This is a genomic window from Flavobacterium bizetiae, from assembly GCF_024271895.1.
Lineage (GTDB): Bacteria > Bacteroidota > Bacteroidia > Flavobacteriales > Flavobacteriaceae > Flavobacterium > Flavobacterium bizetiae.
Window position 1 is genome coordinate 4,285,420 of the sequence record NZ_CP091861.1, and the last position, 25,208, is coordinate 4,310,627.

Sequence of the window (25,208 nt, forward strand, 5' to 3'; positions counted from 1 at the left end):
TAATTTTAAGGGTTTTAAAAACGTTATGAACGCAAAGCTTTGTGTGCTTTAAAATAGACCTAGCGAACTTTGCGTAAATCCTTGCGTTCTTTGCGGTTAAGCTTTTGTCGTTAAACTTTTCTTTTTGCTTAAATTTTAGTAACATCAATGATCGCCTGAGCAAATGCTTTAGGATCTTCCTGCGGAACATTGTGTCCAATTCCTTTTAAAATTCTGTGTTCGTATTTGCCGGTGAATTTATTGGCGTATGCTTTTCCGTCTATATTGGCGCCGTCAAAGTCGCTTCCTATTGTGATTGTCGGAACTTTAATTGCTGGTCGTTCTGCTAGTTTCTTTTCTAAACTATCGTATTTAGATTCTCCCGCTTCCAGAGATTGTCTCCATCTGTAATTGTGAATTACGATTGCTACATGATCCGGATTATTAAAAGATTGTGCCGTTTGATCGTACGTTGCTTTATCGAAATTCCATAACGGAGAAGCTATTTTCCAGATCAGTTTATTAAATTCATAGGTATTTTGGCTATAGCCTGATTTTCCTCTTTCGGTAGCAAAATAATACTGATACCACCATCCTAATTCAGCCTGAGGAGGTAACGGTTTTAAATTGGCTTCAAGATTTACTATCAGATAACCACTTACAGAAACCAATCCGTTTAGGCGTTCTGGCCAAAGTGCCGCCATAACCACCGCTGTTCTTGCTCCCCAATCGAATCCGCCAATAATGGCTTTATCAATTTTAAGCGCATCCATAAAAGCAATAATATCACTTGCTAATGCTGCTTGCTGTCCGTTTCTAAAAGTGTCTTTAGAAAGAAAAGTCGTAGTTCCTGATCCTCTTAAATAAGGCGTAAGAACTCTGTATCCTTTCGCTACTAAAATAGGCACTACTTCATTATAACTGTGAATATCGTAAGGCCATCCATGAAGCAAAATTACCGGAGTACCAGTTGAAGGTCCTGCTTCTGTGTAGCCCACATTCAATAATCCGGCATTAATTTGTTTTAATGTTCCCAGAGAACTTGCCGTTGTAACTTGTTTTTCTGATTGCGCATTTACCAATGTCATCGCAAAAAATAAAGCTGCTACTAAAACTATTTTTGAAGTTGTTCTATTTACAAAACTACCTCTATCTTTTTGTATTGTTTTCATAATTCTTTTTATTTTAACAGTTTGATTATTAGTTAATTTCTTCGTCAAAAGTATACCGATAACCATCTTTGTACAATCAGAAAATAGTTGAAACGGACGAAGTAAAACCTGAAACGGACAAACCTAAACCTGAGATTTTTTATTTTTTCATAATCATAATCGGTTGCCCCTTCTCTACAATATAAGTCGCTAACTCAGCCGCTTTTGCATTGGTATGATTGTTTGCCGAGTGAAATTTTCCTGCAGGAATAAAAAGAACTTCGCCAGCTTTTAAGGTTACCGGAGTTTCATCTTCAATCTGGTATTCTAATGCGCCTTCCAGAACATAGATTACTTCTTCTCCCGGATGTGCGTGTTTGCCAAACGAAGTATGAGCATCAAAATCAATTCGGGCCTGAACCATTTCTTTTCCCGGAATACTTAAATCATGTTTTTGTAGATCGGTACGTTTTACTCCGCTTTTTTGCGCCTGAGCATTTGATGGAGCGAACAATGCAATAAGTCCTACGATCAAGATTGCGTATATTTTATTTGTTTTCATTTTGTTTGTTATTTTAGATTATGTGTTTAATAATTTTTCTCGCAGATTGAGCAGATTGGGCAGATTTTATTTTTAAATCTTTAAATCCTTTGCTTTGATCTTAAACACATAGAAACATAGCTTTACTGAATCAAAAAAGGGCGTTTCACTTTAAATAGTACCGCATAGCAGGACTATGTTTAAAAATCTTGATTTTTTAAAACGAACTTTATGTAAATTATAAAATCTATGTTTCTATGTGTTTAAATAAATCTACATAACGATTTCTAGTTATTTTCTCAAAGATTTAAACGCTGCGCGAAGTTCTTCTGTAAAAAGTTGTGGTTCTTCCCAAGAAGCAAAATGTCCACCTTTTGAAACTTCATTAAAATAGATCAGGTTTTTATAACTTTTCTCTGTCCAGCTTTTTGGTGCCTGATAAATTTCTCCAGGGAAAACAGTTACTGCCACCGGAATTTTTATATCGTTTGTTTTTTGTTCTACCACATTAAAGTTGTTGGTATTATTCTCCCAATACAATTGTGCCGATGAGTTGGCAGTGTTTGTTAACCAATACAAAGTAATATCATCTAACATTTCGTCTTTTGTAAGCGATTTTTCTGCATTTCCGCCGCTATACGTCCATTCGTTGAATTTATCTAAGAAAAACGAAGCCAATCCCACCGGAGAATCCGTAAGTCCGTATCCTAAAGTCTGAGGGCGAGTTACCATCATTCCGGCATAACCACCACCTCTGGTATATAATTTATTAAGTGATACAAAAGCCGCTTTTTCTTTAACCGACAATCCTGCAGGAGCCGGATCTCCGTCTTTTAAAGCTTTTGCAATATCAGCAGGAACTGTTGCCGGCATGTTTACATGAATTGCCAATAATCCTTGCGGAGCCTGACGCGCCATCGCATCTGCAATTACAGAACCCCAATCGCCTCCTTGAGATACATAATTTTTATATCCTAAACGTTTCATTAAAACATCCCAGGCATTTCCAATTTTTTCTGGTCCCCAGCCTGTTCCTGTTGGCTTTTCCGAAAAACCATAACCTGGCATCGACGGAATTACAAGATCAAAAGCATCTTCGGCTTTTCCGCCATAAGCTGTAGGATCTGTTAGCGGACCAATTACTTTTAGAAGTTCAAAGAAAGATCCCGGCCAACCATGCGTAATTATTAATGGTAATGCGTTTTTATGTTTTGATTTAATGTGAATAAACTGAATGTCCAATCCGTCGATATTGGTTACAAATTGAGGTAATGCATTTAGTTTAGCCTCGGTTTTACGCCAGTCATAAGTAGTTCCCCAATATTGTACAAGGTTTTGAATTTGCTGTAATTTTACTCCTTGCGACTGATCTGTAACGGTTTCTTTATCCGGCCATCTTGTAGCGTTTACACGAGTTCGAAGATCCGTTAAAGCTTCTTGCGGAATACTAATATGATACGGACGAATTGCCTCGGCTTCATTCGTTGATTTTGCCTGATTTTTTTGCGCGAATCCTGTTGCTGCGATCAGCATAAATGTTCCTGTTGCAATGGCAGCCAGAAAGCTGTTTTTGTTTTTTAGAATTGTTTCCATTTTGATTATAAATTTTGTTATTGTGATTAATTTCTTTGTCAAAAGTATCTCGATAACAAGCGATTTAAAATCAGTAAATAGTCTAAACGGACGAAGTTGATCCCGAAACGGACATTGTGAAAGTTGAATGTTTTAAAACGATTTTAAAGTACTATTGTCATTTCGACGAAGGAGAAATCACACGAGAAATTCCGCATGCCAGATCCCCAATCTTTGTCGAGTTACGTGTGTGATCTCTCCTTCGTCGAGATGACAAACTTTTGCTACATTACCTTTGTCAATTTTTTTTTTCTTGTAAACTTGTCAGACATAGCCCGTGGTTTCAACCACGGGGTGCAATATTATTATACCTCATATTGTGTTCCCGCGGTTGAAACCACGGGCTATGTTTGAAGAAAGAAATTAGCTTACAACTGTCGACAACTTTGTGTTTACAGCATTTATAAACCCGACAGATTTTTAAAACCTGTCGGGTTTAGCGGAACTATTATAAATGAAAAAAGACCACCTTTTGGGCAGCCTCTTTTAAATATTTTTATCTATTTATCCTTTCAAATCATCAAAATAAGCATTCGTTTCTTCTATAAGAGAATGCATCAATTCTTTGGCTTTGGTATGTTTTAAAATTGGAGCAATTTGTCCGCCCCAAAATAAAATCATGTCCCATTTTTGTTGGTCAAGAGCAGCTTTTCGCAACGGTGAAATAAGAGTAGTCTGCAACGGAAACGGAAGAACATTTTCTTCTTTTCCTGCAATTTCTTTGGCTACGCGGCTTGTTAAACCACGACCTAAACGTCCTGTATAAGCACGCGATAAAGTGGTGTATTTTGCTGCATCAGAAAATAACATTTCTCTATGAATAGGTAATGCGTTTGATTCATCGCAGGCTAAAAATGCTGTTCCTATCTGAGCCGCACTTGCGCCCAGAGCCAATGCTGCTGCAACGCCTTTTCCGTTGGCAATTCCGCCCGCAGCAATAATAGGTGTTTTTACTTTTTCGCGAATGAGTTGTAGTAATACAAAAGTTCCTGTTAGTGATGATTCGGCGGAAGCCAAAAACGAAGGTCGATGTCCGCCTGCTTCAAAACCTGAGGCAATAATCATATCTACTCCCGCTGCTTCCAGAAAAACAGCTTCGTCTAAAGTGGTTGCAGCACCAACAGTTGCGATTCCGGATCTTCGACATTGCTCTAAAATATCAGCCGAAGGAACGCCAAACATAAAGCTGAATACTTTTGGTTTTACATCTAAAATTACCTCTAATTGATTTTCAAATCTGGATTGAAATGACGCTGGTTTTTCCGGTAACGGAATCCCCACTTCATCAAAATAAGGTTTAAATAATGCTGTGGTTTTGTTATACTCCTCATCTGATAAACCAGAAGGCGAAATATCATGATCTGAAACCCAAAGATTGATGTTATACGGTTTATTGGTTGCTGCCTTTAATTGCTTGTCTGCCTCAAAAATTTCCTGAGGCGACATGGTATAAGCGCCGTATCCGCCAAGTCCGCCAGCGTTTGATACCGCGGCAGTTAATTCTACAGTTGATAAATTACCGCCAAATGGTCCTTGCATGATCGGATACTCAATCCCTAATAATGCTGTAGCTTTTGTATTGTACCACATCTTTTTTTCAATTTAAAGTTATTGGCTTACATCTGTCAGCATTTTATTGACGATAAACCATTTTCCGTTAATCTTATGGAAAGATAAAAAATCCCGATAATTAAACTCGTACATTTTAACATTAATTTCGGCTGTAGCTATTGAATTTACTACATTAATCTTCAAGATTTCTCCTTTAAAAGGTTTTCCTGAATCCTTAGGACTTTGTCTGTTTTTTACGCCATCAAGATAAAGATCTACTGTTTTAAAATAAGGCTGTCCTTTAATATCTCCAAAAAGTAACGCACTTTCGTGAAAAATACTTCCCAAAAGTATTTCGTCTCCTTCGTAAATTCCTTTAAAATAATAATTTTCTAATGCATCAGTAATTGCTGATACGTCGGCTTGATTTCCCATTTTAGTGTTATTTTGAGCTTTTATGCCCTGAAAAGTACAGAACATAAAAGCAATTAATAAAATAGTTTTCATTTAATTATAAGTTGTGTCCTGCACCTTTACCACCATCAACATTGATGATTGCACCGGTAATAAAACTGCTTTTTGCAACGGTATACACCATTTCGGCTACGTCATCGACTTCTCCTACTCTGTTTACCAAATGCAATCCCGCACTTTGATCTGATTTGTCTCCGTGCATTGGCGTACGAATAACACCCGGAGCAACGGTATTGATACGAATGTTTTGTTTACCAAATTCGGCGGCTAACTGAATCGTTAAGGCGTGAATAGCACCTTTACTTGACACAGGAGCCGAAGCCGGCCATCCGCCCAAACCATGATTTACCAAAGGAGTTCCGATATTAATCACCACTCCGTCTTGCTGTTTCAACATTTGCGGAATAACAGATTGTGTTGTGAAATAAGTTCCTTTTAAGTTTGTAGTCAGGAATTTATCCAGATATGCTTCATCTACTTCTAAAAATGGTTTACTGTCGAAGATTCCCGCATTGTTGACCAATACATCTACCGAACCAAATTTTTCTAAAGCAATTTTCACCAGTTCTTCTCCTGTTTGTTTCTTGCTCACATCTCCGGCAAACATTGCCAGATTATCGCCTGCCCCAAACTCGTTGTAAGCACTTTCTAATGCTGATGGTGTTAATGAATTAATCACCACATTATCGCCTCTGTCTAAGAAGTATTTCGCAATTCCTTTTCCGATACCTGAAGCTGCTCCGGTAACGATTATTGTTTGTTTTTTCATGATATTCATTTTTTATCGGCTGTGATGCCTTTTTCTCTTAATACAGATACCTGATCTCCTGCGTAACCCCAATCGTCTAATTCGATTTCCTGAATGACAACGTGAGTCAAATGCGGATCTTTGTTTAATACATCCGTAATTAAATTGGTGATTCCGCTGATTAATTCTTGTTTTTGCTCGCGGGTAACGCCTTCGCGAGTCAATTCGATTTTTACGTAAGGCATGGCTTTAGTTTTTAGAAGCTTCGGCTGTAATAGTAAAATCTAAGTCGAAGTCGTTATAAATTAAAGTATCACCTAAATCTTTGAAGAAGTTTCCTGAACGGAATTTGATATCGTATTTGGTACGATCAATAACCAATTTCCCTGAAAGCGAAAGTGTATTGTTATTACTTTCTACTTCAGTTTCAAAACCTGTACGATGTGTGATATCTTTTATAGTAAGATTACCTTCAAGATAATATTTACCATTTGAAATTTCTTTTACAGAAAGAATCTCAAAGTTTGCGGTTGGAAATTTCTCGATAGAGAAAAAATCATCCGATGCCAAATGTCCTGCAAATTGTGCATTTGTATCCGGATCTGTAACGTCCAGGATTTTTATCGAGGCTGTATTGATGACAATATTTCCACCGTTTATTTTTCCGTCATTCAAAATAAAATGACCTTCTTTGATACCAATTGTACCGTTATGTGCTCCGGTAACTTTTCTACCCGTCCAATCGATGTTGCTGTTTGCGCTTACGATATTAAAATTTGTTGTTTCCATTTTTGTTGTATTTAAAAGTACAATACAAAGGAACGGCGACTATGAAAATGGGTTACGTGATGTAGATCACAATTTTTTTTTTAATAGGTTCAAAGAGGCAAAGGGACAAAGGTGCAAAGGTTTTGTTTTGTGCAGATTTTTTTTAATCTCGCAAAGACGCAAAGTCGCAAAGTTTTTCTCTTACATAGATTATTATTCTCATTTTTGTCATCTCGACGAAGGAGAGATCACACAAGTGATTCTACAAAGATTGGCAATTATAGATTGCGGAGTTTCTAGTGTGATCTCTCCTTCGTCGAGATGACAAGATTGTGGGAAACTAAAAAAAATAAAATTCATATAGCTCGACAAAGATTGGACCTTTGTTACGGAGTTACTTGCGTGGCCTTTGACTTCGCTCAGGATGACAAACTAAAAGAAAAAAACAAAAATCTGCTTAAATCTTTTTAAATCTGCGTGAAACAAAATCTTAAATCTGTGGCAAAAAAAAATTATGAATTATATAACCTACTCAAAGTTTCTCTTGAAACCCCCAAATAAGCAGCGATTAAATGCTTGGGAACTAAATTATAAAGTTGCGGATATAATGCCAAAAGTTCTTCGTAACGGGTTTTGACATTGTTGTTCATAAAGGATAAAAGTCGTTTTTGAGAGGCGATATATCCTTTATTGGTTCTCCAACGGAAAAAATGTTCGATTTGATGAAATTCAGCGCACAATTTTTCGCGATCTGTATTCGAAAGACAAAGTAATTCGACATCTGAAATACAATCTACATTTATGGTTGCAGGAGTTTGATTGTACAAAGCGGTGTAATCTGATGTCCACCATGTAGGCATAGCAAACTGAAGAATGTACATTTTGATTTCGTCATTGATAAAGAAAGCTTTCAAACAACCTGAAATTACAAAATATTCACAATCGACTTTGTCGCCTTCGCTAATAATGGTTTGTCCTTTCTTGAAAGTCAAGGGTTTGAAATGCGAAAAGAAATAATCGAATTGCTCGTCTGTTAACGAAGCAGTTTTGGCGATGTGCTGTTGCAGGATTTCTTTGGAGGACATTTTTTTCTTTTGAGGTTCAAAGGTTCAGAGTGACAAAGGTACAAAGGATTTCTTTAAAGGCACTAAGGTTCTGAGGTGCTAAGGTTCTGAGTTTTTTTAAGGCTCAAAGGTGCAGAGGTTCAAAGGGACAAAGGATTTTTTTAAAGGTACTAAGGTTCTAAGATACTAAGATTCTGAGTTTTTTTTAGGTTCAACGGGAATCGTAGAGGCGCACAGCAGTGCGTCTCCTGGTAAGGTATAACAATATCAAAAAGCTCAAGAGGCCTGTATACTTCTGATGAAAACTGATGCCTAGCCCTGATTGAAGTGGAAATCCTTTTTATTTTTTTCTTTAAAAAATAAAAAGATTGGAGCGGAAAGCAGGAAATAGCTCCTGATAAAAATTAAATTCCAATCCCTAAACTTGGTGATAAAATCCAAATTCCAATTTAGGGGCTATATTATGGTTTTGTGTAAATAAAAAAATCAGGAACGAATACTATAAATATTGTTCCTGATTCTTTATTATGTTTTAAATTTTATCTTCTGCCTCTAAATCCTCCGCCTCCTCTAAAATTACCACCGCCAAAACGGTTTCCTTCTCTTTGGAAGTTTTGGAAATCTCTTGTTTGCGATTCGCCTCGATCTCTGGCAAATGCTGAACGATCTAAATCGTTGGTGATATCAGGATGGCCCGCTTCTCCGAGTGGTTTATCCCGTTGCCCCAGCGTTTGATTGGCTTTAGGGAAATTATCATGCTGGATTCCGTCGCCTAAACGATTTCCGTCTCCTAAGCGATTTTCACCGCCAATATTTTGGCTTTGTTTCGGCAAATTGTCGCGTTGGATTCTCTCTCCTGCTCCATTAGCTCCCAATCCCTGATTTGGACGATCGTGTGGTAGAGCCGTTCCGGAACCTTTTGCGCCGCCAAGTTTACCCGCTTGTGTCCAGCCTCCGTTGCCGTTGTTGTAATGGCTCCAGTTTCCGTTGGCGTCTCTTTTATATACGTGCCCGTCGTGTCCGGCATACAAATTATTGTTGGTATGAATAGTGGTTCCTCCTCCGCGGCGATGCGTAATCACGCCTTTATTACCTCCGGAAGTTTCGTAACCAATTGCGGTACCGCGTCTGGTCGTAATATGCCCTGTTTGTGCCCATTGACGGCCATTTGTGGCAGCAGAATGTCCCCATTGCGCATAAGCATTGTGTCCCTGATTAGTTCTGGCGTAATTTCCTGTCCACGGATTATACGAACTTGCTGCTGTACGACCTCCGTACCAGCCTTGTACGCTTGCTGAACGTCCGTATCTTCCTGTTGCAGGGTTGTACCAGGCTGATGTTCCCGCAGCGCCGTAAGGTCCGTAAACGCTTCTTCCGGCAGCCCAGCCACCTGTCCACGGATTGTAGACTGCTCCGCCTCCATACGTATAAGGCCAAGGGCGATAGATTGGGTACAAACCTCCGTAATATACATATGGCGGATAGTAAAATCCTGTTCCGTACGTTAATATTGCGCCTACTGTAGCACCAATAATAAAGGCGCCAAAATAACCGGCTGTTGTACTACTTTGTACAGTGGTGTCGGTTGTGGTTTGTGTAACATATGTTACATTATAAACCGGAGAACTTGGCGGAATGGTGTAAATTTCTTTAGGAACTGAATCGGCTGTTTTCCAAGGGCCATTAGGACTTGTCGACATGAACCAAACTGCCTGAAAACACAAATAATACAAATCGCCTACTTTTATTACTTTATCCTGAGTATTGCTTGCGTATTGCATTTTTGTACCCTCGATAGGTTTAAACTGAGGTGTTCCGTCGTAGGTAACTTTGGCTTTTGCTTCGGCATCGGCTTTGTTTATAATAGCTGTTGTAGGTACCTGAGCCAGCATTACGGCGTCTTTGGCTTCCTGAGTTCCGGGTACTGATGCCAATACGTTTGCCCGTGGCGAATTTTTAGGAATTTTAGCAAAATCAGCCGGAAGGTTATTTCCTGCGTACGACCATGGTCCTGTTAATGCTGCAGATTTAAACCATCTTCCGGATAACAACACATAATATTGTCCGTCGCCTTCGTTGGCAAAAATATCATTTTCGGTATTGTCAATGTATAATAGTTTAGTTCCGTCGATTTTAACAAATTTCGGGGTTCCGTTTATCGCAATTAATTCAGCAGGTTTATTACTGTAGAAAATCTGAGGAGCGGTACCACCTGTTGGTGCGGGAATCATTTTTTTGACATCATCAAAATTTTGACCTGACGGAAGATTACTTAAACCGGATGGTAGTTGGGTGGTTTTTACCCATTTTCCGCCTAGTTGTTTTGAGGTAACCCATACATTATCTGCCAGTAAATAATAGTCTTTTGTTGTTTTATCAAAAAACAAATCCCAGTTGGTATTGACAACATATTGAATATCCGTTTTTTCTACGGGTACTAAAACAGGTTCTCCCTGCACGATAAGCAAAACTGCCGGATTTGTACTGTAAAAAATTGCAGGCGGATCATTTTTACCTGCAATACCTTTCGCCGGACTTTTGGTTTGGTTTAAATCTGCCAAAATACGATCTACCGAAACCGGATCTCCGCCTTTTGGCAATGTTTCTTTAAAGAGTTTCTCCATTTCAGGAACTTTCTTTTCATCAAGAGCAGGAAATCTTACATCGGTTACCGTAACGTTTTTAAAAAATACGTTGCGGTTGTCTTTATCTACTAATGTCTCTGCTTTTAGAGAGGCTACGCCCAAAATTTCTTTGCCGTCTTTGGGAGTCAATGCAAAAGCAAGTCTTGCCGTAATTTCTTTATAATCTTTCCAATCGTCGACCTGGGGTTGATAATAAACCAATTTTGTGCCATTATTTGTGGTTTCGCGTGGCCAGCCATCATCGGTAAGTGAATCAGTAGAAGCAGTTTTAACTGCCTCAGAAGTTGATTGATTCTGATCTTTATCTTTCTTGCATGAGAAAAAAATTGAACTAACACAGAGTACAATTATTAGAAAAGCCTTTTTCATAAATTAAAAAATTAGATTACTATTTATTGAAAAAATCATTTTTATCGATATCCCGTAAAAATTATTAAGTATAAAATTAAGTTTACGGGAATTATAAATCTAGTAATCAGACGTTTCGTTTGTTTCAAATTGTAATATGAAACCAAAAAAAATAAATTTCAATTATTGAAATTCCAAATTCCAACTGAAAATCTTTGGGTAAATTCCAAATTCCAATTAGCAAGCCCTTCGACTTCGCTCAGGCTGACAATAGAAAAAACTTTTGAAACTTTGTTGCTCTGAATCTTTGCCCCTTTCTTAACTCAAAACCATTCCTCCATCCATAATAAAATCAGCGCCTGTAATGAATTTTGCCGCATCGCTGCTTAAATAAGCGACCATTTTAGCAACATCTGCCGAGGCTCCCATTTGTTTTAACGGAACTTTTTCGATCACCACATCCATAATAGATTTTACTGTTGCTGCATCTAATCCTACTTTATTCATCACCTCGGTTTCTGTTGGGCCGGGACTTACGGAGTTTACTCTGATTTTTCTTGGTGCCAATTCTACAGCTGCCGATTTCATAACAGAATTAAGAGCAGTTTTACTCGAAGAATAAATGGATGATCCCGGACCTGGCATACTTGCTGTGTTGGAAGAAAGAAATACCACCGAAGCATTGTCTTTCAAGATTGGAATAAACCTGCTTAAGGTAAAATAAGCGCCTTTGAAGTTGACATTCATAATACTATCAAATAATACTTCTGTAGCTTGTTCGATATTTCCTAATCCGGCAATTCCGGCGTTGATGAAAAGAATATCAACTGAACCAAAATCTTCTTTTACTATTGATGCCAGGTTTTCGATATCTGCAATACTCGATTGATCTGCCACGATAAAGGTTACGCCTAATTCTGAAGCTGCTTTTTCGATTGCTTCTTTACGTCGGCCTGTAATAATAACCGTTGCGCCTTGTTCTTTTAATTGTTTTGCTGTTGCGTAACCTATACCGCTATTTCCGCCAGTTATTACTGCAACTTTATTTTTTAAATTGTCCATTTTTTAATGTTTTAAATTAATGGTACAAAGTTAAATGGCAAAACCTATTGCTTTTTTAATGGTATCATCGAGTATACTGGTCTTTTTTTTACCATATAAGTGATATAAGTTCATTTAAATAGAAAAGCTTATAAAGCAACTTCTTACACTACTTATATGATTTAAGAAAAGTCCAATTCGCACTTCCTTATAATTTCTTACATTACTTATATGGTTAAAAAAAAATCCAATTAGTATTAACTTATATTTTCATAGATCACTTATATGCTGAAAAAAAATGTTTTTATATATTCGTCTAAAAATTGTTATGGAAAGAAATCAGAAAGAAGAAGTTCAGGCACTTCAGGATACGATATATGTTTTGGGAGGAAAATGGAAATTGCCTATCATCAATTCGATCTGCAACGGAAACCATCGATTTAAGGAAATTCAGCAAAGTATTCCGGGGATTACTTCGAGAATGCTTTCGAAAGAATTGAAGGATATGGAAGCGAACAATCTTGTAAAAAGAACAGAAGATCGCGATGCTAAAATTGCTATTGTATATGAATCTACCGATTATTGTAGATCGTTTGGCCCTATTATTTTAGAAATGATCAACTGGGGAATTGCACACAGGAAACACATTAAAAACAGAGTTGAAAAATAAGATTTCATTTTTTGAAATTCCAAAAAATAAACTCCAAATTCCAATTAGGAAGCCTTCGACTTCGCTCAGGGAGACATTAGAAAAAACCTTTGAACCTTTGTTGCTCTGAACCTTTGCCCCTTACTATAAACTTTTCAACTGCAAGGCTCTTTGCAAAAAACTCTGATGCATTATTTTGTTTTCGGCTTCGTTAATAGCCTGAAGCAGATTGTTCTGATTGTCGGCGATTTCTTTTAGAACGCTGGACATTACTTCCCAAACGGGTTTCATTTTTTCGATTAATTCCTGTCCTTTTGGAGTCAGTAAAATCAATCTTTTTCGTTCGTCGACTTTGTCTTTTTTAGAACGAATTAGTTTTTGTTTCTCAAGTTCTTTCAATAAACTAATGGTCGAGGGATGTGTGTATCCTATTTCGTTTGCAATTTCTACAACGCTCAAAACTTCTTTATGATATAAAGTATACACTACAGGAAACCATTTGGGTTCAAAGTCGATTCCGTATGATTTATAAAACAACGCACCATCTTTTCGCAATTGCTCGCTTAAACGTTGCAATCGTGTCGAAATGGCCAAAATCCCTGATTCATCAATTATATTCATCGTTACTTTTTTAGTTTTAAATGACAAAATACATTGTCGGCACTCATAACAGGAAATGTCTCCGGAAGCGAATCTTTTTCGATTCGCACGAAATGATTTCTTTCATAAAAACGCAAAGCAGCTTCTAGTACCGTTATGGTTCCCAAATATAAATCATCGATTTGATTTTCGTTGCAATAATCGACTAAAGTGTCTAATAATTTTTGCGCAATCGAAAACTCTTTTCCACGGAATTCTTTCTTTACAAACATTTTTCTGATCGCGGCTTTGGTATCGCTAAACTTTATCAAAGCAATTGTTCCAACCAACTCATCATTTATAAATGCGCCCCAAAAATGGCCTCCACCATTATAATAAAAGTTTTTTATATCTAATAAATCAGGTTGGTCTTCGATCGTAATGGGAACATTAAATTCTTTTTGCTGAATGTTTAAAATCAGATCTACAATTTCGCTGGAATATTTATTTTCTATTGGAATAATTTGTGGTCTCATGTTTTTAGAATTTAAAACACAAAACTACGTAGTTAAATACATAAATAAAAATATTTGATGAAAAATGTTTGTTTTTTTCAGGAGCTAATCCCGCACCCGAGCCTGAAAGAGCGAACTGGCGAAGCAATCCGTTCCAATCTTTTGTGCCGAACACCGGCACAAAAGGATTTCCTCTTCTATCGGGGCTAGGACATTCGTTTTCATAATTATATTTTTCGTTTAGTTTGTCGTTTCTCTATGACACACAGAACGGTAACCTTAGATATTTCAAAATATTACACAAAAAACTTAGCGACTAAATGCCTTTGTGGCAATTATCCAACACATCTCAAATGTGAAACTTTTCACAAAAAAATCAATTCATTTGTTTTTATGACCAATCGGTCATATATTTGTACTCGTAAAATGAAAACGATCATGACAAAGGGAGAAGAAACCAGACAATTTATCATAGAAAAAGCAGCCCCAATTTTTAATACAAAAGGAATTGCTGCAACAGCTATGAGCGATATTATGGAGGCTACAAAATTGTCTAAAGGAAGTATGTACGTGCATTTTGAAAACAAAGATGTTCTTGCCTGCGCCGCCGTAGATCATAATATGAAAGTTTTGGGCGATAAACTGGTCTCAGAAATCAGCAAAAGTAAAACGGCTAAAGAAGAGCTTTTCACGTATATCGATTTCTTTAGCAATGCGGTAAATCCGCCTCTTGTGGGAGGTTGTCCTTTATTGAATTTTGGAACCGAAGCAGATGATACCAATCCTGTCGTAAAAGAAAAAATACATAAAGGCTGTAACTCTAATCAGCAATTATTAGCGAATAGCGTAAATAAAGGAATTGCTAATGGAGAGTTTAAACCGGAATGGAATGCCGAAGAATTTTCGGTGATTATGTTTGCCATGATGGAAGGCGGTCACCTAATTTCGAGAGTTTCAGGCAATAATGATAAAATGAAAATCATAGCAAAAACACTAAAAAAAATTATTGAGGAGAACACTCTCTAATTTTTTTTACCAAAAAAATGACCGATCAGTCATATTTATAATTATCAATTCACAATTAAAAATTAACCATTCACAATTAAAAATTAAGAAAACATGTCAAAAACAATTTTAATTTCAGGAGCATCAAAAGGATTTGGAAGAGCCTGGACAGAAGCATTTCTAGCAAAAGGATACAAGGTAGCTGCAACAGCCCGAAATATTGATACCCTTGCCGACTTAAAAGCACAATACGGAGACGCTATTTTGCCTTTAACTTTAGATGTAAACAAACGCGAAGATTCGTTTGCATTGGTACAAAAAGTACAACAACATTTTGGTACAATCGATATTCTGATTAATAATGCGGGTTACGCATTAAACGGAGCGGTTGAAGAAGCAAGCGAAGCAGAAGCAAGAGCGCAATTTGAAACCAACTTTTTTGGTACTCTTTGGTTAACTCAAGCGGTTTTACCTATCATGAGAAATCAAAAAAGCGGCCATATTATACAAGTTTCTTCTATTTTAGGAATTGCCACTTTGCCTAATCTAGGACTTTATAATGCCTCTAAATTTGCCGTAGAAGGTCTTACTGAAACATTATCTCAAGAGGTAAAACAATTCGGAATCAATGTTACTTTGGTAGAGCCAAACGGCTACTTTACTGATATCTGGGGTAACGAAATCAATAGTAAAAGTATTGACGTTTACGACGGACTTAGAAAAGCCAGTGCCGAAACTGATCGTTCTGAAATTTTTGGAAAAACAAGCGCTACTGTGCCTGCAATTGTTAAATTGGTTGAAGCAGAAAACCCTCCTCTACGCCTATTTTTAGGAAAAGTAGCATTGCCATTTGCAAAACAAGTTTACGAACAAAAATTAGCTACCTGGGAAGAATGGGCTGACGTTTCTGTAGCAGCTCACGGTTAATTAAATAATTTTCTTTAAAACTAAAACCTCCAAAACAAATAATTTTGGAGGTTTTAAATTTTATACTTTATTCGTATTTCAAATATTGCAACACATCAATTTTTGTTACCTGATAGGCTTTTGCCAAAACAATTGATAAGGTGAGAAACATTAATGAAATTAGTGCAACACCAAACGGCAATAAAGGTATGTCGATACGAAAGGCAAAATCTTCAAGCCATTTTTGCAGTAAAAAGTACGCCGGAATTATTCCGATCAGGAAACCTATTAAACAGAAAATGACATATTGTTTAGACAAATTTTTAAGCAAAACATTTGTATCTGCTCCTAAAGTTTTTCTGATAGCGATTTCACGTAATCTTCTTTCCATCGAAAAAGAAGCCAAAGCAAATAATCCAAAAACAGCGATTAGAATTACGATTCCGTTCAGGAGTGAAAATAAACGGCTTTGGTTTTGATAATTTTTATAGGTTTTAGCAAAGCTTCTGTCGACAAAATTAAATTCAAAAGGATATTCGGCATCGACTTTTGTTCGCCAGAATTTGTCTACTGCTGCTATTGTTTCCGGCATATCTTGTGGTGCAATCTTAACCGAAATATTAGACAAATCTTTTTCGATCCAGTCAAAAGCCTTGATGTGCATAAAAATCATAGGTGAAATATTGTTTTGAAGTCCGAAATAATTAAAATCTTTTACCACTCCAACTATCTTAAATTTCTTGCTTTCCCAGATAATCTCTTTATTTATAGGATCTTTTTCCTGTAATGTTTTAGCCGCGGCTTCATTTAGTAAAACATTCGTGATAGTATCCGAAGCAAATTTATTGTTTAAGTCTCTTCCTTTAACGATACGAATTCCCAAAACATCGATCATGCCAAAATCAATTGCCATTTGCTGCGTTATCACTTCTTTATTGTCTTTATAATGAAGTCCTGACCACGAATTAACATCGTTTCCTATAGAAAATACTCCAGCCGAAACTGCCTGAACGCCTTTTATTTTTAGCAATTCCTGTTGTATCGTTTTATAGCGCTCAAATTGTCTTTTGCCTTTTTTGGGCTTAAAAGAAATATCCATAACCTGAGCACCTTTAAAACCCAAATCTTTATTGGCCATATAATTTACCTGTTGGTATACTATAAAAGAACCAATGATAAAAAATGTAGCTATCGCAAATTGCAAAACCAGCATGCCATTTCTAAGCCAGATTCCGTTTTTACTACGGGAAAAATTGCCTTTTAAAACCTTTAAAGGTTCAAAGTTGGAGACATAAATTGCGGGTAAAACTCCCGAAACTAAAATAACAATGATAAAAATAAATACCAACTGCACGTAAAATTGAGAACCTTCGAGAATTAAATTTTTATTTAAAATTGAATTATAAAAAGGCAATGTAAGTTCTACAATTACTAAGGCTAATAAAAGTGAGAAAAGCGTAATTAAGGTCGTTTCAAACACAAACTGTGTAATTATTTGCGACTTTGTAGCGCCAACTATTTTTCGTACCCCAACTTCTTTTGCGCGTTTTACGGCATTTGCAGTAGCCAGATTAATGTAATTTACAATCGACAAGAGTAAAATAAGAATCGATAATCCCATTAAAATTCTCAAAAACTGAAGATTGGCATTTCCTTCCGGAAAAGGACAATTTCCCTGATGTAACCTTGATTTAGGAAACGCAAGTAGTTTTGCTTTTGCCTGTTCTCCGTATTGCTTCAAAAAAGCTTCGTAGGTTATTCCTTCTGCTTTTGCCTGTCTTTTATAATTGTTTTCAATATAAATATTATTCAGGTTTTTAAGAACATCGGTCGTGTCGCTTTGTTTGTTTAGCTTTAGCATTAATCCAAAACTTAATCCCCAGCTGTCTTTTCTTTTTTCGAGCGTTTCCTCAATTATAGTAGTAACAAAGGCAGGCATAACCGATGATTTTTTAGACAAACGATAAACACCGCGAACCACAAAAAAGTTGTCAGCATACTTTACTTGTTTGCCCATCGGGTTTTCATTTTTAAACAATCGAGACGCCGTTTCTTCAGAAAAAGCAATACTATTACGATCATGAAGAGCACTTTTTGCGCTGCCCTGAATAAATTCAAAAGGAAAAAAAGAAAAGAAATTACTTTGTGCCGAAAAAATCTTATCGACCAATTCTATTTTACCATTGTACTGAACCGTTTCTTTCTCGTAATTGCTGTTAAAATAACAGTACTCTTTTAAGGCTGGTGTCGTTTTCTTTAAGATTGGCGCTGGTACAGGAGAATTTACTGCCCATACATTACCGCCGCCAATATCGTTCAAAACCGAATAGATTTTATCTTTATCCGGATTCCACTGATCGTAGGAATGCTCATCATTCCAATACAAGGTTGCAAAAATTAATCCTGCAATTCCAATACTCAAACCCAAAACATTCGAAGCCGTAAAAAGCTTGTTGTTTTTGATGTGGTATATAAATATGTTGGTCCAGTTCTTTAGCATCTTACTCGTATTTTAAATATTTTAAAACATCGATTTTGGTTGCCTGATACGCTCTTGTAAGTACTACTAATAATGTTAGTACCAATAAAGCAGTGAACCCGATTATAAAAGGATAAGCTGAAATAGTAATTCTGTACGCAAAATTCTCCAGCCATTTATCCAGTAAATAATATACCGGAAACAACGCTATTAAAAAACCTACTATACTAAAGATGACGTATTGTTTGCAAAGTTCTTTTAACAACACATTGGTATCGGCGCCCAATGTTTTCCGAATGGCGATTTCTTTCATACGTCTTTCGATTGAGTACGAAGCAAGTGCAAATAATCCAAAAAGCGCAATGACAATAACAACAATATTCAATAAAGAAAAGAGATCTTTTTGTTTTACATAACTCCTGTAAGATCTTTTATATTCTTTATCTACAAAATCATGCAAAAACGGATAATCCGGATCTACTTTTTTGGTCCAGAGCTTTTCTATATCACTTATGGTTTGCTGCATGGTCTCAGGATCAGCCGTAATGTAAATATTATTCAAAAGTCCCGAAAACCAAGGCACCGTTTTAAAATGGAAAAAAGACATTGGAGGTATTGCATCGCCCGGATTTCCGATATTAAAATCTTTTACAACCCCAACAATAATTGCATCTTGCCCGTTCCAATTTATTTTTTTTCCGATCGGATCTTTCTCGTTTAATAATTTTAATGCCGTTTCATTAATTAACATCGAAGAAATGGTATCCTGCGCAAATTTTGGACTTAAATAGCGTCCTTTTGCTATTTTTATTTTCATCATTTCCAACAGTCCAAAATCTATTGGCACATTGTTTCCGTCAATATTTTTATCCTTATAATGGTATGATATTACAGATTTTGCCCCGTTTCCAAAAACAAAACCACCTCCAGCAACTTGCTTTACTCCTTCTATATGCTGCAATTGGTTTTTAATACTATTGTATCGGGCAAATTGATCTTTATCCGTTATTGCTTCGCCATAAATATTTCTATAGGAGATATTGAGGATTTGTTTTCCGTTAAAGCCCAGATCTTTTGAGTTCATAAGCTCTATTTGCTCATATACGATATAAGATCCAATGATAAAAAAAGCAGCTACAGCAAATTGAAATATCAACATACCGTTTCTAAGCCAGATACCGCTTTTGCTTCTTCCAAAATTTCCTTTTAATACTTTTAGCGATTCAAAATTAGAAACATAAACTGCCGGAAATATTCCTGCCAATATTACAATTATGAAAAATATAACAACAAGCTGAACATAAAACTGTCCGCTTTGCAATACGAGTAATTTATCTAAAAAAGAGTTATAATATGGTAGGGAGATTTCGACAATAACCAATGATATTAAAATAGAAAACAACGAAATAATAGCCGTTTCAAAAATAAATTGCTGAATTACAGACCATTTCGAAGCTCCTATAATTTTGCGAACTCCTACTTCTTTCGCTCTCTTTACTGCATTTGCCGTTGCTGAGTTAACATAATTTACAATGGATAAAATGAGGATTAAAACGGATAATCCTACCATGATAAGCAAAAATTGAAAATTACCGTTTGCTTCTATCACTCCACCAGTTTTTGTATGTAATCGAACAGATGATAATGACTCTAAACCGGGTTTTACCTGACCAAATTTTTTAATAAATTCTTCAGGTTTAATACCCTGATCTTTTGCAAAACGAGCTGTCATGTTTTCAAAATATATTTTTTGTAGATTTTGAATCACTTTTTGCTTTCCATTAGGATTTTTTAATTTTAATAGCAGAACAAATTGAAAATTACCCCACTGCTGAATGGTCTCTTTTATTCTTGTATCTATAAAGTTAACCACGCACGAAGGATTACAAATTGATTTTTTATCTAGTTTATAAACACCTCTTACAATTAGGTTTTTACCCTGCAACACGATTTGTTTGCCTAGAGCAGGTTGATTTCCAAAAAGCTGAACGGCCAAATCCTGCGAAAGGCAAATACTATTTAGATCTGGTAATGCAGTTTTTGAACTTCCTTCGATAAATTGATAAGGAAAATAATCAAAAAAGTTTTTCTGCGCCGCAATTATCCTGTCAGATTGCACTTTTTTATTATTGAAGCGAATAATATCATTATTATAGTAACCATTTAAATAACAATAAGATTCTACTTCAGGGCTAGCCTCTTTTATAGCCGACCCTATTGGTGCTGAACTCGAAGCCCAATAGTTCGTCGCATCCATTTGATTGGCAACTAAAAATATATTGTCTTTATTCGGATTCCATTGATCGTAAGAATGTTCATCATTCCAATACAAAATCGCAAAAATCAATCCTGCGATTCCAATACTCAAACCCAAAACATTCAAAGCCGTAAAAAGCTTGTTGTTTTTGATATGGTATATAAATATGTTGATCCAGTTTTTTAGCATGATTTAGTTAATTGAATTGTTTACTAAAACATCTACATTTCTATGGTTCATTTTTTCCGAAAGTATAACACCGTCTTTCATTAAAATTGTTTTTTGCGAAAACGAAGCATCATAATCAGAATGTGTCACCATCAAGATTGTCGCGCCGCTCGCATGAAGATCCGTTAGTAATTCCATCACTTCATTACCATTTTTACTATCCAGATTTCCTGTAGGTTCATCGGCAAGAATAATTTTTGGGTCGTTGATCAAAGCTCTGGCAACTGCTACACGCTGTTGTTGCCCACCTGAAAGCTGTTGCGGATAATGTTTCAATCGATGCGAAATACCCAATATCTTGGCGATTTCATCTACTTTTTTCTTTCTGTCTGCTGACGGAACATTATTGTAAATCAGCGGCAATTCGATATTATCATACACTGATAATTCATCAATTAAATTAAAATTCTGAAATATAAAACCAATGTTTTCCTTTCGGGCTTTCGATTTTAGTTTCTCTTTTAATCCCGCCATTTCCTGTCCTAGTAATTCATAACTTCCGCCAGAAGCACTGTCCAGTAATCCGATGATATTTAACAACGTCGATTTTCCGCTTCCGGATGGTCCCATAATCGAGACAAAATCTCCTTCGTTGATGGTTAATGAAATTTCGCTTAAAGCTTTTGTTTCTACTTCTTCGGTTCTAAAAATTTTAGAAAGCTTTTTAATTTTGATCATACTCATTTGATTTTTGATGTTTGTTTTTTCTCTGTAAGATTTTTATTGCCGAAGTAAAAAACAGATCCTAAATTAAGATAATTGATAACATAATCTATAAATATCTATTTTTACTACATTTACCAGCAATAATGATTCTCACACTTGATGATTTGCTAGTGTTAATGTGATTTTCATGCCAAAAATTTAAAATTTGTAACTCCCTTATTTTAAATTTTTTATTATTTAATAGCTTTCAAAAGTGTCCAATAATGGACAGCTTTCGTCCAAAACCGAACAACAATGAAAAAGACAAATGCCTCAATTTTAATCATAGACGATCAGGAAGACATTCTTTTTGCGTCGAAAGTCTACCTGAAAAAGTATTTTGAAGACATTTACACCCTCAATAACCCCAAAAATATTGTCGAATTATTGTCGAAAAATAGCATTGATGTCGTTTTGCTCGACATGAATTACAGAATAGGTTTTGAAGACGGAAGAGAAGGCTTGTATTTATTGAAAGAAATAAAAACGCTTTCGCCAAAAACCGTTGTGATTTTAATGACTGCATTTGGTAAAGTCGAAACCGCTGTAGAAGGCTTAAAAAATGGCGCTTTCGATTATATCTTAAAACCTTGGGAAAATAAAAAATTACTCGAATCCGTAAAACAAGCGGTAGACAAATCACGTAAAGAACAGAAAAAGGAAAAAAATATCGAAATCGAAAATGATTTTTTTATAGGAACTTCTGAAATTATAAAGAAAGCCTATTCTCTTGCCGATAAAGTAGCCAAAACCGATGCTAATGTTTTGATTTTAGGTGAAAACGGAACCGGAAAATTTGTTCTCGCGCATCATATTTACAAACAATCCGAAAGAAAAAACAATCCTTTTATTGCCGTTGATTTAGGCTCTTTAAATTCTAATATTTTCGAAAGCGAATTGTTTGGCTACGCAAAAGGCGCTTTTACAGACGCTAAAACCGATACTCCGGGACGTTTTGAAATGGCACAAAACGGAACCATTTTTCTTGACGAAATTGGTAATGTTCCGCTTCATTTGCAATCTAAATTGTTGCAAGTTATACAAACCAAAACAGTAACAAGATTAGGAGAAACAAAAGCAAGACCTTTAAACGTGCGTATTATTACGGCAACCAATTTAAACCTGAAACTGGAAGTTGCCGATAAAAACTTCAGGGAAGATTTATATTACCGTATCAATACAATGGAAATTGTTTTGCCAGCCCTACGAGAACGCAATGAAGATAAAATTCCGCTGGCCGAATATCTATTAGATAAAATGATCGAAAAATACAGACGTGACGAAATTACTTTTGATAAAAAAGTACCGGAGCAAATCGAAAAACACGCCTGGAACGGCAACATTCGCGAGATGGAAAATAAGATCGAACGCGCCGTTATTCTTTGCGAAAACAATAAAATTACGATTGCTGATTTAGATCTTGAAACCATAACAACTTACGAAGAAAATCCAGATGATATTCAGCTTTCATCAGTAGAAAAAGCTGCTGTAGAAAAAGCATTGCTCAAAAACAATAATAATATCAGCAAAACTGCCGAAGAATTGGGCTTGTCAAGAGGTTCTTTATACCGTCGTTTAGAGAAATACAATATTAACTTCAAAACCGATAGTTTGTAATTGCATAATTATGAGAAAAATTATAACCTCAAAAATTTTTAATTTTTAATTCTCAATTTTTAATTTAAAAACATGTTTCAATCCTTTAAAACATACAAACTTCTGTTTTTGCGATTAATTATAATTGTTGCAGCAATCGAAGTTTCTATTTACTTCTTCAAAAAAGATTTATTGTTTACGGCGATATTCGGGCTTTTTATTGTTTTTCTGCTCTTACGCGAAATGTTTTTTTACGTTCGTAATTTTGTTCTCATTTACAATAAAACAATCGCTTCGATCCTGCAAAATGATTTTAGTTCTGATTTTTCAAAACATAAATTAAATGACAATTATGCAGATTTGTTTCATTTGTACGAGTCTTTAAAAGCCAAAGAAAACGAGCAAATTTCAAAAGATATTGTCTACCGCTCTATTCTTAACAATATCGAAACCGGCATTATAATTCTGCAAAAACAAGATAACGATTGGAATATTTTTTTAATGAACGATTACTTTTCAACGCACTTTAATGTTCCAAAAGTATCCAAATGGAAATACCTGAAAAACCAATTACCAACCTTATGCGAGATTATCGAACAAGATAATTTTCAGGAAATAAAAACGGCTATAGAAATTAGTATCAACGAACAAAACAACCAAACCTTTGTTTTGCAGGCTTCAAGAACAGAGATTTTCGAATTGGATTATTTTATCGTTTTATTAGATTCTATCCAGAATGTGGTTGAGAAAAAAGAAAAAGAAGCCTGGGTAAATTTGATGAAAGTCATCTCACATGAACTTTTAAATTCAATCACCCCTATTCGTTCTATTTGCCAGAATTTGCAGGATTTGGTCGAACAGGATTCTTTGTCAGATGAAGATCTCGAAGATGTAAAAAACAGCGTCGAAACCATGTTAAGACGAAGTGATCATTTGCAAAAATTTGTCGAAGGATATCGCAAACTGGCCATGTTGCCTTCTCCTAAAAAAGAAAAAATAGAATTACAGCATTTGATCGATAATTGCATTCAGATCATGAATCCGTTATTTAAAGAAAAAAATATCGAAGTCGTTAACAATATTACGTTCAAGCGCTTCATACACGTAGATTCTCAGCAAATAGAACAGGTTTTAATCAACCTTTTAACGAATAGTTTTCATGCTGTAAAAGACAATTTACAGAAGCAGATTTTTATTTCGGCGGAAGCCAAAGAAAATCGAATTTTCATTAAAATTTCCGATAACGGAAACGGAATCGAAAAAGAGATCGAAAACAAAATATTTCTTCCGTTTTTTACCACCCGACCAGAAGGCGCCGGAATTGGTTTAACGTTATCTAAAAATATTATCGAAGCGCATGGCGGTTATATCTCGCATAAAAACGAAGACGGAAAAACTATTTTTGAAATCAGTCTGATCGAAAATTAAACATTCAGATTATATAACATCACGCGAAAATTATATAACTCCCGTCTGCGGATTTTAAAATAATTTCATGGAATGAAAAATACAGTAATTCTCTTAGTAGATGATGACGAAGATGACTGCGAACTTTTTATCGCTGCCATTGCTTCATTAAACAAAAATATACTCACTACAATCTCTAATAACGCTCTCGAAGCATTGAATAATCTAAAGATAGCAACTGTTTTGCCAGACTTTATATTTCTCGATATGCAAATGCCTTATTTAAGTGGCGCCGAATTTATACAGGAGTTAAGGAGCATTCCTGAACTTAGTAAAATTCAGGTTGTGGTTTACTCATCGCATTCACACGAAACCCTAAAAAAACTAACGAACGATTTTAGTTCGGTTCAGATTTTTACAAAACCCAATAATTTTCCGGAATTGGTTAGCACACTTGATGGAATATTGTAATTATTTCTATTAGAATATTTTTCAGGAGCTAATCCCGCTATTCGTTCCAATCTTTTGTGGCGAACACCGCCACAAAAGGATTTCCACTTCTATCGGGGCTAGGGCAATCATTTTCATAATAATGTCTCCACATAGTTTGTCATCCTGAGGAACGAAGGGTCACACATATAGCTCGACAAAGATTGGCTTATTAAAACATATTACATCTTAATAATCAAACGTCTCCCGAGGTTGAAACCTCGGGCTATATTTAACAACCACAAATTACTCTGCGCATTTTTGTCATTTCGAGGCACGAGAAATCTCCATAAGAAGCTCGACAAAGATTGGCTTATTGGAATGGAGTTACTTGCGAAGATTTCTCGTTCCTCGAAATGACAATGATTGTGTTATTTTTTTACTGTAATACATTATCAATCCCCAATTAGAAATCATATAACATTTAAGCAAAAAAGTATAAATTCTAAAC

The 25,208-nt window shown here is 35.8% G+C and carries 22 protein-coding genes; 6 read left to right on the plus strand and 16 right to left on the minus strand.

The annotated features are described in order from the left end of the window. Positions 1-128: 128 nt before the first annotated feature. The 11 genes from L0669_RS18125 to L0669_RS18175 form a co-directional block, all read right to left on the minus strand. On the minus strand, positions 129-1,151 hold the full coding sequence (locus tag L0669_RS18125) for an alpha/beta fold hydrolase (protein WP_263759220.1): 1,023 nt from the start codon (positions 1,149-1,151) through the stop codon (positions 129-131). Positions 1,152-1,290: 139 nt separating this feature from the next. Continuing rightward, entirely contained in the window at positions 1,291-1,692 is a 402-nt protein-coding gene (locus L0669_RS18130; protein WP_263759221.1) for a cupin domain-containing protein, read from the minus strand. Between the two features lie 270 nt (positions 1,693-1,962). Next, a complete protein-coding gene (locus L0669_RS18135) occupies positions 1,963-3,264 on the minus strand; it encodes an epoxide hydrolase family protein (RefSeq protein WP_263759222.1) in 1,302 nt (433 codons plus the stop codon). Between the two features lie 543 nt (positions 3,265-3,807). Further along, positions 3,808-4,893, minus strand: coding sequence for an NAD(P)H-dependent flavin oxidoreductase (locus tag L0669_RS18140; protein ID WP_263759223.1), 1,086 nt, complete (start codon positions 4,891-4,893; stop codon positions 3,808-3,810). A gap of 18 nt (positions 4,894-4,911) precedes the next feature. Next, complete coding sequence (locus L0669_RS18145; RefSeq protein WP_263759224.1) at positions 4,912-5,361, minus strand: nuclear transport factor 2 family protein; 450 nt, start codon at positions 5,359-5,361, stop codon at positions 4,912-4,914. Between the two features lie 4 nt (positions 5,362-5,365). Continuing rightward, on the minus strand, positions 5,366-6,097 hold the full coding sequence (locus tag L0669_RS18150) for an SDR family NAD(P)-dependent oxidoreductase (protein WP_173969464.1): 732 nt from the start codon (positions 6,095-6,097) through the stop codon (positions 5,366-5,368). A 5-nt stretch (positions 6,098-6,102) separates the two neighbouring features. Beyond that, positions 6,103-6,321, minus strand: coding sequence for a tautomerase family protein (locus L0669_RS18155; RefSeq protein WP_055095205.1), 219 nt, complete (start codon positions 6,319-6,321; stop codon positions 6,103-6,105). 4 nt (positions 6,322-6,325) lie between these two features. Continuing rightward, positions 6,326-6,865, minus strand: a complete 540-nt coding sequence (locus L0669_RS18160) for a YceI family protein (protein WP_263759225.1) — start codon at positions 6,863-6,865, stop codon at positions 6,326-6,328. Between the two features lie 491 nt (positions 6,866-7,356). Next, positions 7,357-7,929: a Crp/Fnr family transcriptional regulator gene (locus L0669_RS18165; protein WP_263759227.1), complete on the minus strand. Its 573-nt coding sequence runs from the start codon at positions 7,927-7,929 to the stop codon at positions 7,357-7,359. Between the two features lie 518 nt (positions 7,930-8,447). After that, positions 8,448-10,922, minus strand: a complete 2,475-nt coding sequence (locus tag L0669_RS18170) for a hypothetical protein (RefSeq protein WP_263759228.1) — start codon at positions 10,920-10,922, stop codon at positions 8,448-8,450. A gap of 297 nt (positions 10,923-11,219) precedes the next feature. After that, positions 11,220-11,963 (minus strand): SDR family oxidoreductase, encoded by a 744-nt coding sequence (locus L0669_RS18175; RefSeq protein ID WP_263759229.1) that lies wholly within the window; start codon positions 11,961-11,963, stop codon positions 11,220-11,222. A 307-nt stretch (positions 11,964-12,270) separates the two neighbouring features. Between L0669_RS18175 and L0669_RS18180 the strand changes: the two genes are divergently transcribed. Next, the gene (locus tag L0669_RS18180; protein ID WP_173969468.1) at positions 12,271-12,612 is read left to right on the plus strand and encodes a winged helix-turn-helix transcriptional regulator; all 342 of its coding nucleotides are present in this window, start codon (positions 12,271-12,273) and stop codon (positions 12,610-12,612) included. A 123-nt stretch (positions 12,613-12,735) separates the two neighbouring features. On the opposite strand, the gene L0669_RS18185 is transcribed toward L0669_RS18180, so the two are convergent. Together L0669_RS18185 and L0669_RS18190 are read right to left on the minus strand one after the other, a co-directional pair. Further along, entirely contained in the window at positions 12,736-13,212 is a 477-nt protein-coding gene (locus L0669_RS18185; RefSeq protein WP_263759231.1) for a MarR family winged helix-turn-helix transcriptional regulator, read from the minus strand. A gap of 2 nt (positions 13,213-13,214) precedes the next feature. After that, positions 13,215-13,706 carry a GNAT family N-acetyltransferase gene (locus L0669_RS18190; RefSeq protein ID WP_263759232.1) on the minus strand — a complete coding sequence of 164 codons (492 nt, stop codon included), beginning with the start codon at positions 13,704-13,706 and terminating at the stop codon, positions 13,215-13,217. A gap of 417 nt (positions 13,707-14,123) precedes the next feature. Here L0669_RS18190 and L0669_RS18195 point away from each other — a divergent pair, with 417 nt between their 5' ends. After that, positions 14,124-14,711: a TetR/AcrR family transcriptional regulator gene (locus L0669_RS18195; RefSeq protein WP_263759233.1), complete on the plus strand. Its 588-nt coding sequence runs from the start codon at positions 14,124-14,126 to the stop codon at positions 14,709-14,711. Positions 14,712-14,804: 93 nt separating this feature from the next. Next, the gene (locus tag L0669_RS18200; RefSeq protein WP_173973200.1) at positions 14,805-15,617 is read left to right on the plus strand and encodes an SDR family NAD(P)-dependent oxidoreductase; all 813 of its coding nucleotides are present in this window, start codon (positions 14,805-14,807) and stop codon (positions 15,615-15,617) included. Positions 15,618-15,684: 67 nt separating this feature from the next. Here the strand turns inward: L0669_RS18200 and L0669_RS18205 are convergent, their stop codons facing one another. Genes L0669_RS18205 through L0669_RS18215 form a run of 3 tightly spaced genes read right to left on the minus strand, consistent with a single transcriptional unit; the run spans position 15,685 to position 21,238 of the window. Next, entirely contained in the window at positions 15,685-18,096 is a 2,412-nt protein-coding gene (locus tag L0669_RS18205) for an ABC transporter permease (protein WP_263759234.1), read from the minus strand. Between the two features lies 1 nt (position 18,097). Continuing rightward, positions 18,098-20,521 (minus strand): ABC transporter permease, encoded by a 2,424-nt coding sequence (locus tag L0669_RS18210; protein ID WP_263759235.1) that lies wholly within the window; start codon positions 20,519-20,521, stop codon positions 18,098-18,100. 3 nt (positions 20,522-20,524) lie between these two features. Continuing rightward, positions 20,525-21,238: an ABC transporter ATP-binding protein gene (locus L0669_RS18215; RefSeq protein WP_263759237.1), complete on the minus strand. Its 714-nt coding sequence runs from the start codon at positions 21,236-21,238 to the stop codon at positions 20,525-20,527. Positions 21,239-21,520: 282 nt separating this feature from the next. Here L0669_RS18215 and L0669_RS18220 point away from each other — a divergent pair, with 282 nt between their 5' ends. The 3 genes from L0669_RS18220 to L0669_RS18230 all read left to right on the plus strand — a co-directional run bounded on the left by L0669_RS18220 (position 21,521) and on the right by L0669_RS18230 (position 24,739). Next, a complete protein-coding gene (locus tag L0669_RS18220) occupies positions 21,521-22,882 on the plus strand; it encodes a sigma-54-dependent transcriptional regulator (RefSeq protein WP_263759238.1) in 1,362 nt (453 codons plus the stop codon). A 72-nt stretch (positions 22,883-22,954) separates the two neighbouring features. Beyond that, positions 22,955-24,289: a sensor histidine kinase gene (locus L0669_RS18225; RefSeq protein ID WP_263759240.1), complete on the plus strand. Its 1,335-nt coding sequence runs from the start codon at positions 22,955-22,957 to the stop codon at positions 24,287-24,289. Positions 24,290-24,361: 72 nt separating this feature from the next. After that, positions 24,362-24,739 carry a response regulator gene (locus L0669_RS18230; RefSeq protein ID WP_173969665.1) on the plus strand — a complete coding sequence of 126 codons (378 nt, stop codon included), beginning with the start codon at positions 24,362-24,364 and terminating at the stop codon, positions 24,737-24,739. The last annotated feature ends 469 nt before the right edge of the window (positions 24,740-25,208 follow it).

What these genes read in the sequence shown, in the direction of transcription:
- L0669_RS18125 (WP_263759220.1), bottom strand. Translation starts at nt 1,151, where the DNA reads ATGAAAACAATACAAAAAGATAGAGGTAGTTTTGTAAATAGAACAACT.
- L0669_RS18130 (WP_263759221.1), bottom strand. Translation starts at nt 1,692, where the DNA reads ATGAAAACAAATAAAATATACGCAATCTTGATCGTAGGACTTATTGCA.
- L0669_RS18135 (WP_263759222.1), bottom strand. Translation starts at nt 3,264, where the DNA reads ATGGAAACAATTCTAAAAAACAAAAACAGCTTTCTGGCTGCCATTGCA.
- L0669_RS18140 (WP_263759223.1), bottom strand. Translation starts at nt 4,893, where the DNA reads ATGTGGTACAATACAAAAGCTACAGCATTATTAGGGATTGAGTATCCG.
- L0669_RS18145 (WP_263759224.1), bottom strand. Translation starts at nt 5,361, where the DNA reads ATGAAAACTATTTTATTAATTGCTTTTATGTTCTGTACTTTTCAGGGC.
- L0669_RS18150 (WP_173969464.1), bottom strand. Translation starts at nt 6,097, where the DNA reads ATGAAAAAACAAACAATAATCGTTACCGGAGCAGCTTCAGGTATCGGA.
- L0669_RS18155 (WP_055095205.1), bottom strand. Translation starts at nt 6,321, where the DNA reads ATGCCTTACGTAAAAATCGAATTGACTCGCGAAGGCGTTACCCGCGAG.
- L0669_RS18160 (WP_263759225.1), bottom strand. Translation starts at nt 6,865, where the DNA reads ATGGAAACAACAAATTTTAATATCGTAAGCGCAAACAGCAACATCGAT.
- L0669_RS18165 (WP_263759227.1), bottom strand. Translation starts at nt 7,929, where the DNA reads ATGTCCTCCAAAGAAATCCTGCAACAGCACATCGCCAAAACTGCTTCG.
- L0669_RS18170 (WP_263759228.1), bottom strand. Translation starts at nt 10,922, where the DNA reads ATGAAAAAGGCTTTTCTAATAATTGTACTCTGTGTTAGTTCAATTTTT.
- L0669_RS18175 (WP_263759229.1), bottom strand. Translation starts at nt 11,963, where the DNA reads ATGGACAATTTAAAAAATAAAGTTGCAGTAATAACTGGCGGAAATAGC.
- L0669_RS18180 (WP_173969468.1), top strand. Translation starts at nt 12,271, where the DNA reads ATGGAAAGAAATCAGAAAGAAGAAGTTCAGGCACTTCAGGATACGATA.
- L0669_RS18185 (WP_263759231.1), bottom strand. Translation starts at nt 13,212, where the DNA reads ATGAATATAATTGATGAATCAGGGATTTTGGCCATTTCGACACGATTG.
- L0669_RS18190 (WP_263759232.1), bottom strand. Translation starts at nt 13,706, where the DNA reads ATGAGACCACAAATTATTCCAATAGAAAATAAATATTCCAGCGAAATT.
- L0669_RS18195 (WP_263759233.1), top strand. Translation starts at nt 14,124, where the DNA reads ATGACAAAGGGAGAAGAAACCAGACAATTTATCATAGAAAAAGCAGCC.
- L0669_RS18200 (WP_173973200.1), top strand. Translation starts at nt 14,805, where the DNA reads ATGTCAAAAACAATTTTAATTTCAGGAGCATCAAAAGGATTTGGAAGA.
- L0669_RS18205 (WP_263759234.1), bottom strand. Translation starts at nt 18,096, where the DNA reads ATGCTAAAGAACTGGACCAACATATTTATATACCACATCAAAAACAAC.
- L0669_RS18210 (WP_263759235.1), bottom strand. Translation starts at nt 20,521, where the DNA reads ATGCTAAAAAACTGGATCAACATATTTATATACCATATCAAAAACAAC.
- L0669_RS18215 (WP_263759237.1), bottom strand. Translation starts at nt 21,238, where the DNA reads ATGATCAAAATTAAAAAGCTTTCTAAAATTTTTAGAACCGAAGAAGTA.
- L0669_RS18220 (WP_263759238.1), top strand. Translation starts at nt 21,521, where the DNA reads ATGAAAAAGACAAATGCCTCAATTTTAATCATAGACGATCAGGAAGAC.
- L0669_RS18225 (WP_263759240.1), top strand. Translation starts at nt 22,955, where the DNA reads ATGTTTCAATCCTTTAAAACATACAAACTTCTGTTTTTGCGATTAATT.
- L0669_RS18230 (WP_173969665.1), top strand. Translation starts at nt 24,362, where the DNA reads ATGAAAAATACAGTAATTCTCTTAGTAGATGATGACGAAGATGACTGC.